Source organism: Oceanicaulis sp. UBA2681, from assembly GCF_002354675.1.
In the GTDB taxonomy this organism is placed as follows: domain Bacteria; phylum Pseudomonadota; class Alphaproteobacteria; order Caulobacterales; family Maricaulaceae; genus Oceanicaulis; species Oceanicaulis alexandrii.
The window spans coordinates 558,422-564,421 of record NZ_DEMB01000016.1 but is presented as its reverse complement, the minus strand read 5'-3'; the positions used below and the strand labels follow the sequence as shown (position 1 = coordinate 564,421).

Genomic DNA, 6,000 nt, shown 5'->3' with positions numbered 1-6,000 from the left:
CAGGTCAGCCGGGATCTCGCCACGCGCTTCAGCGGGGGTGACTTGGGCTATTTCACCCGGTCGGGGATTCTCACCGGCTTCGCCCAAGTGGCGTTCGACACAGGCGAGGGCGAGGTCAGCGCTCCGTTCGAGACCGAATATGGCTGGCATGTGTTGCAGGTGATGGATCGCCGTCTCCAGCCGCGTGAAAGCCTGGATGAAGTGCGGCCCAACATCATCCGGTTCCTGACCTTGCAGGGGATTGACGATCTGCTGGAGGTGTTGCGCGAGCGCTATCCTGTGACCCGTGTCGCGGGGCAGGCGCCGAGCGCGCTCCGCACGACGGAGCCTGCTGTGGTCACGCCTGAGGCGATTGATACGCCTGAAGAGGCGCCGGGCGAGGATGCGCCCTAGCGATTAATGACGCATACACCCTGTCTCCCAACTCCGCTTTAACCCAAACGGCTTATAGTTATGACTTCAAACCTGTTGCTTGTGGTGGCGTGTGCGCTTGTTGACCCGGACGGGCGCGTCCTGCTGGCCCAGCGCCCGACCGGCAAACAGCATGCAGGCCTGTGGGAGTTCCCGGGCGGCAAGGTTGAACCGGGTGAAACGCCTGAACAGGCGCTTGTGCGCGAATTGCGTGAAGAGCTGGGGATCGAGCCATGCGAGCAATGCCTGCAGCCTTTCGCCTTTGCATCCGAAACGCTCGAGGGCGGCGGACATCTTCTGATGCCGCTATTTGTCTGTCGACGCTGGGACGGGTTCATCAACCCCACAGAGGGTCAAAAGATCGTCTGGACGCGGCCCGACCAGTTTCGCGAGTATCCGATGCCACCCGCCGACAAGCCGCTGGCGGCGGAATTGCGCGACAGGCTGGTCGGTGCGCGCGTCGGCTGATCTGCGATGAACGCGGCGCGACAGCCATTGAATATGGCTTGATCGTCGGCCTTTTGGGCGTTGTCGTGATCACCGCGGTTTCGCTTCTGGGCGATCAGCTGTGGCAGCTTTTGCAAATGGTCAGCACGACGATCAGCACTGCATCTGGCGGTTCAGGCGGCGAGGGCTGACCCTCTAGCCGACACTATCGCCTGATGTGTGTTCCTTTACCCCCAGGGCGTCAGCCAGTCGCACTTTCGCTGAGCCGGGGCGTTTGGGTTTGGGCTGGTCAGGATGCGGCGCCCAGCCGGCGAAATGGATGATCTCGAACGTCGCAGGCACCTTGCCGTCCGCTTCCGCAAAGCGCTCGGAATAGGTCTGCGCGGTTTTCACAAAAAAGCTTTTGGTGGCGGGCGTGCGCGGGCGCTCAACCAGGGCATTGGTTTCGCCCATGGCGCGCAGATCGCGCATTAGCACGAACGAATTGCCATAGCGCGCTTTCACCCGGTCCACGTCAGACACCGGCAGGGCGAAGCCGGACCGGCTGAGCAAGCCCGCCATATCCACCGTATCTGCGAAGGGCGAGACCCGGCGCGGCGCGGGGTCTGCCTCATCGACTGTTTTCAGGCATTGGCGCAGTTCGGTCAGCGTTGCTCCGCCCAGAATGGAGCCGGCAAAGAAGCCATCGGGCTTCAGCGCGTGATTGATCTGGATCAGGGCGCCGACCAGGTCATTGGTCCAGTGCAGGTTCAGACAGGCCAGCACCAGATCCACGCTTTCAGGTGCGATAGGCAGCTGTTCCTCATCCAGGCAGACCGCCGTCTGATCGCTCAACCCCGCCATGCGCGGGGAGAGGTCGGTCTCAATCAGATGGTTGATCTTCCGACGCGCCTGAGGCCGGTCCTTCAAGGCGCGGCCCACAGCCCCGCCGCCGCCCAGGACCAGGCAGGTTTCAAAATCGCGGCTGACGCTTTCCACCCGGTCCAGAAGATCATCGGCGGCGCGGGCGTGTAAAAAGTCGTATGATGTAAAATCAGAGGCGGCGCGATCCCGGCGACGGGCCAGCAAGCGCCGGTCAAACAGGACAGGCGGTCCGTCTTCGGGCTGCGGGGCGGGTTTGGATGAAATCAGCGTTACCGGGGTCATGGGCCAGATATGGACCCAATGCGCTATCAGGCAAAGCCTTGGGGCTGTGGCGCGTGTGCGCCAATCTGATCTGGCCGCCGCTGTGTCCCATCACCGGCGATCCGGTTGCGGCGCCGGGTGAATTATCCGCCGGGGCCTGGTCTCAGGTTCGCTTTCTGGACGCCCCCTGGTGTGAGAGCTGCGGGCTGCCGTTTGATTATCCCATCGGCAAAGGCGCGCTGTGCGGGGCTTGTGCGGCGCAAGAGCCGGCGTGCCGGCGGATGCGGTCGGCCTTTGTGTATGACGCCGAGAGTCGACGTCTGGTCCTGATGCTCAAGCATGCGGGACGGACCGACGGGCTGAAAGTCTTTGGCCGCTGGATGGCGCGCGCAGGGCGTGATGCGCTGGACGGGGCGGACGGGCTGATTCCCATTCCGCTGCACGCCAGCCGGTTGCGTCGCCGCCGGTTCAACCAGTCTTTTCTCCTGGCGCGCGCGGTGTCCGAGGTCACCTCACTGCCTGTGGAGCCGAACCTGGTGTTGCGCACGCGCGCCACGCCCAGTCAGGGCGGGCTCAGCGGCAAGGCGCGCCAGCGCAACGTGGCGGGCGCGTTCCGTATTCAGAAAAATGCGAAACCTTTCATCGAGGGGCGGCGTTTTGTCCTTGTGGACGATGTGCATACCACCGGCGCTACACTGCAGGCGTGTGCAAGGGTTCTTAAACGCGCCGGCGCCGAAGATGTGACCGCGATCACGCTGGCGCGCGTTGTTAAACCTGTGGACCCGCTTACATAACAGGGCGATTGCGGACCCCCGCTCCCCTGAGATTGACTTGAAAACAAGGAGGGCCTGACATGGCCGTCACCCTTTATACTCGCCCCATGTGCCCGTATTGCGTGCGCGCTGTTTCGCTTCTCAAAAAGAAAGGCGTCTCCTTTGAAGAGATTGACGCCGGCTTTGATGTGAAGAAGAAAAAGGAAATGGTGGACCGCGCCAACGGCGCCCGGACCTTCCCGCAAATCTTCATCGGGGAGACTCATGTGGGCGGTTGCGACGAGATGATGGCGCTGGAGCGCGCGGGCAAACTCGATGATCTGCTACGCATTGAAGGAGCGCTATGAGCGCGATTAAACTTGCTTTGATACAGATGCGCTCCGGTACGGATCCGGAGCGCAATCTGGACGACGCCGAAGCGCTGATCCGCGAAGCGGCGGCTTCTGGCGCGAAGTTTGTCCTGACGCCTGAGACCACCACGCTGGTGCAGAAGGACGCCGAACGCCTCTTTGACCAGATCCATACGCCGGATGTGGAGCCCGCCATCGTGCGCTTCGCGGATCTGGCGGATTCCCTGGGGATTGATCTTCTGATCGGCTCCATGGCGCTCAAAGGCGGCGCGAAATCTGACGATGGTCGCGACCGCGCGGTCAATCGCTCGCATCTTTTTGGCCCCGATGGCGCGCTCAAAGTCGGCTATGACAAGATCCACATGTTCGATGTGGCGCTGGGCGGCGGCGAGACCTATTCAGAATCCACCAATTACGCGCCGGGCGACCGAGCCGTGCTGACTGAAGCGGCGGGCGGAAAGCTGGGGCTGACCATTTGCTATGACGTGCGTTTTGCTGGGCTCTATCGCCGCCTCGCCCAAGCGGGCGCACAGATGATTTCCGTACCGAGCGCCTTCACCCGTCCCACGGGCCGCGCGCACTGGGAGACCTTGTTGCGGGCGCGCGCCATCGAGACCGGCAGTTTCATTCTGGCGCCGGCCCAGGGCGGCAAGCATGAAGACGGGCGCAAGACCTGGGGGCATTCCATGGTGATCGGGCCCTGGGGCGAGATCATCGCCCATCTCGATCATGATGAACCGGGCGTGCTTCATGCCGAGATCGACCTTGACGAAGTCGCCTCCGCACGCAGTCGTATCCCGTCCCTCAGCAATGACCGGGAGTTCACCGGGCCATGATCCGCTACGCCTTGTCTTGCGCGGACGGGCATGCGTTCGAGGCCTGGTTCCGCAATTCAGACGATTATGACCTGCAAAATGATCGAGGGCTGGTCGAATGTCCGACCTGCGGCTCGCTCGAGATTTCAAAACAGCTGATGGCGCCGTCGGTGCGCACGTCGCGCAAGAGAGAGGCGACCGCCAACGGCGCGCCTGATTTTCAGACCCTCGCCCGTCAGGTGCAGGCGCATATCCGCTCCAATTTTGATTATGTGGGCGAGAGCTTTGCGCGCGAAGCCCGCGCTATCCACAAGGGCGATGCGCCCGAGCGGCTGATCTATGGCGAGACGACCGCTGAAGAACGTGAGCAGCTGAGCGAAGAGGGCGTGCCCTGCGCGCCTTTGCCTGAACCGTTCACGCCGACGCCGCCCAAGAAGGCGAACTAGGCGCTAGAGAAACACATCTCCGGCCAGACCGAGCGCGAAACCGAGCACGGCGCCGAGAGGCGGGGCCCAACGTCGTTCGAGTTTCACCTCCGGCGCGACGTCCTGAAAGGTCAGGAACAGCACTCCGCCTGCAGCGAACACCATCAAGACCCCAAGGACCATGGGATTGGGGGCGAATATCAAGACGCCCAGGATCGCCGCGGCAGGCCCGAGCAGCGGCATCAGCAGATAGGGCGCATAGGTTTTCATCGCAGGTTCGTCGCTGCGGGCGGCGCGTTCCCGATAGGCGTTGAAGGCCTCGGGGAAGTTCTGCAAGCCGATCAGCAGCGCCAGCAGCAGGCCCGCCGGCGCCCCGGTGGCCAGCATGGCGCCGAGCGCGATCGCTTCGGGCAGATAGTCCACCAGCATGGCCATGAGCTGGCCCATACTTTGGCCGCTGCGCCCGAGCGTGCGGTCGATGAGGAAGAAACTCACGCCGCCAGAGATGAAGGCCGCCAGCGCCATCCAGCCCGGTATCAGCGCGACGCCTTCAGGGATCAAAACCAGCGCCACTGCGGCGATCAGCACGCCGCCACCAAAGGCGATGACGCCATGGCGCAGCTCGCCCGACATCCAATTGGGGTGGATCTTGTCCCACAACGCCAGACCCGCGCCGAGCGGAATGGTCGCCCCCGCGAGCAGGGCGTAAAGGACGGCCTGGGTCAAAGGCTCGAACACGCCAGGCGTCCTACGCTGGTTTCTCGGACGCCATCAGATAATTGACGCCGGAATCCGATGAGATGAAGAACAGGTCTTTCAGCGGGTTATAGCTTACGCCCACCGGTTCCATCAGCTTGAGCCCTTCGGCCTTGAGCGCTTTGCGCACTTCCTGGGGTTTGACGAGCTTGCTGAAGCGGTGAGTGCCGCGTGGCAGCCAGCCCAGCACGTATTCCGCGCCGAAAATGGCGGTGGCGAAGGCGCGCGGCGTGCGGTTGATCGTCCCCACGATCATCATGCCGCCGGGCTTCACCATCTTCGCGCAATCGCGCAGGAAGGTCTCAGGATTGGCCACGTGCTCGACCACTTCGAGATTGAGCACCACGTCGAACTGCTCCGGGCCGCCTTCTTCAAGCAATTGCTCGGCGGTGCCGTGGCGATAATCAATGGTGAGGCCATTTTCCTCGGCATGCACCAGCGCGGTCTTGATGTTGGCTTCCGCAGCGTCCACTGCAGTTACGGATGCGCCCAGTCGGGCGATGGGTTCGGAAACCAGTCCGCCGCCACAGCCGATATCGAGCACTTTTAGGTCTTTCAGCGGCTCTGCGCCTTGCGTGCCGAAATGCTGGCTGAGGATGTCGCGGATATAGGTCAGGCGCGCCGGGTTGAATTTGTGCAAGGGCGCGAATTTCGACGTCGGATCCCACCACTCGCCGGCGATGCGGGAGAACTTCTCAACTTCCTCAGGATCAATCGAGGGCGTGGACAATTGGGTCGGGGCTTCGGCCTGGGCCATGATGGGCTCCTTCGCATCCCGGCGGAGAACAGCAGATGCGCATTTGCGCTGGTTTCGCCGGTTTTGTACCTATTGCGCCGCAATATGGTCTCATCTCCCGCGATTATCGAGCCCGTTGCGCCGCAGAGCGCCGTTCTGCCG

General features: G+C 62.8%; 10 protein-coding genes. 7 read left to right on the top strand and 3 right to left on the bottom strand.

Going from position 1 to position 6,000, the window contains the following annotated elements; genetic code table 11:
- The 3 genes from B3M53_RS14065 to B3M53_RS14715 form a co-directional block, all read left to right on the top strand.
- Window positions 1-393 (top strand): peptidylprolyl isomerase (locus B3M53_RS14065; RefSeq protein WP_286800786.1); only part of this gene is annotated, 393 nt, incomplete at its 5' end.
- 60 nt (window positions 394-453) lie between these two features.
- On the top strand, window positions 454-879 hold the full coding sequence (locus B3M53_RS14060) for a (deoxy)nucleoside triphosphate pyrophosphohydrolase (RefSeq protein WP_022700297.1): 426 nt from the start codon (window positions 454-456) through the stop codon (window positions 877-879).
- Window positions 876-1,049, top strand: coding sequence for a Flp family type IVb pilin (locus tag B3M53_RS14715; RefSeq protein WP_349678856.1), 174 nt, complete (start codon window positions 876-878; stop codon window positions 1,047-1,049). Before B3M53_RS14060 ends, B3M53_RS14715 begins: the two co-directional genes overlap by 4 nt.
- Window positions 1,050-1,053: 4 nt before the next feature.
- On the opposite strand, the gene B3M53_RS14050 is transcribed toward B3M53_RS14715, so the two are convergent.
- Window positions 1,054-2,004: a methyltransferase domain-containing protein gene (locus B3M53_RS14050; RefSeq protein WP_286800785.1), complete on the bottom strand. Its 951-nt coding sequence runs from the start codon at window positions 2,002-2,004 to the stop codon at window positions 1,054-1,056.
- A gap of 38 nt (window positions 2,005-2,042) precedes the next feature.
- On the opposite strand from B3M53_RS14050, the gene B3M53_RS14045 reads away from it, so the two are divergent.
- Genes B3M53_RS14045 through B3M53_RS14030 form a run of 4 tightly spaced genes read left to right on the top strand, consistent with a single transcriptional unit; the run spans window position 2,043 to window position 4,367 of the window.
- Complete coding sequence (locus tag B3M53_RS14045) at window positions 2,043-2,777, top strand: ComF family protein (protein ID WP_286800784.1); 735 nt, start codon at window positions 2,043-2,045, stop codon at window positions 2,775-2,777.
- A 59-nt stretch (window positions 2,778-2,836) separates the two neighbouring features.
- The gene (grxC, locus tag B3M53_RS14040) at window positions 2,837-3,103 is read left to right on the top strand and encodes a glutaredoxin 3 (protein WP_286800783.1); all 267 of its coding nucleotides are present in this window, start codon (window positions 2,837-2,839) and stop codon (window positions 3,101-3,103) included.
- Window positions 3,100-3,942 (top strand): carbon-nitrogen hydrolase family protein, encoded by an 843-nt coding sequence (locus B3M53_RS14035; RefSeq protein WP_286800782.1) that lies wholly within the window; start codon window positions 3,100-3,102, stop codon window positions 3,940-3,942. The genes grxC and B3M53_RS14035 overlap by 4 nt, the downstream gene beginning before the upstream one ends.
- On the top strand, window positions 3,939-4,367 hold the full coding sequence (locus tag B3M53_RS14030) for a DUF1178 family protein (protein WP_286800780.1): 429 nt from the start codon (window positions 3,939-3,941) through the stop codon (window positions 4,365-4,367). Before B3M53_RS14035 ends, B3M53_RS14030 begins: the two co-directional genes overlap by 4 nt.
- A 3-nt stretch (window positions 4,368-4,370) precedes the next feature.
- Here the strand turns inward: B3M53_RS14030 and B3M53_RS14025 are convergent, their stop codons facing one another.
- Both B3M53_RS14025 and ubiG read right to left on the bottom strand, forming a co-directional pair.
- On the bottom strand, window positions 4,371-5,084 hold the full coding sequence (locus B3M53_RS14025) for a ZIP family metal transporter (protein ID WP_286800778.1): 714 nt from the start codon (window positions 5,082-5,084) through the stop codon (window positions 4,371-4,373).
- A 10-nt stretch (window positions 5,085-5,094) separates the two neighbouring features.
- Window positions 5,095-5,859, bottom strand: coding sequence for a bifunctional 2-polyprenyl-6-hydroxyphenol methylase/3-demethylubiquinol 3-O-methyltransferase UbiG (ubiG, locus tag B3M53_RS14020; RefSeq protein ID WP_286800776.1), 765 nt, complete (start codon window positions 5,857-5,859; stop codon window positions 5,095-5,097).
- Window positions 5,860-6,000: the final 141 nt, after the last annotated feature.

Bases quoted from the DNA above. Each gene is read 5' to 3' on its own strand.
- B3M53_RS14060 (WP_022700297.1), top strand. From the start codon at position 454: ATGACTTCAAACCTGTTGCTTGTGGTGGCGTGTGCGCTTGTTGACCCG.
- B3M53_RS14050 (WP_286800785.1), bottom strand. From the start codon at position 2,004: ATGACCCCGGTAACGCTGATTTCATCCAAACCCGCCCCGCAGCCCGAA.
- grxC (WP_286800783.1), top strand. From the start codon at position 2,837: ATGGCCGTCACCCTTTATACTCGCCCCATGTGCCCGTATTGCGTGCGC.
- B3M53_RS14035 (WP_286800782.1), top strand. From the start codon at position 3,100: ATGAGCGCGATTAAACTTGCTTTGATACAGATGCGCTCCGGTACGGAT.
- B3M53_RS14030 (WP_286800780.1), top strand. From the start codon at position 3,939: ATGATCCGCTACGCCTTGTCTTGCGCGGACGGGCATGCGTTCGAGGCC.
- ubiG (WP_286800776.1), bottom strand. From the start codon at position 5,859: ATGGCCCAGGCCGAAGCCCCGACCCAATTGTCCACGCCCTCGATTGAT.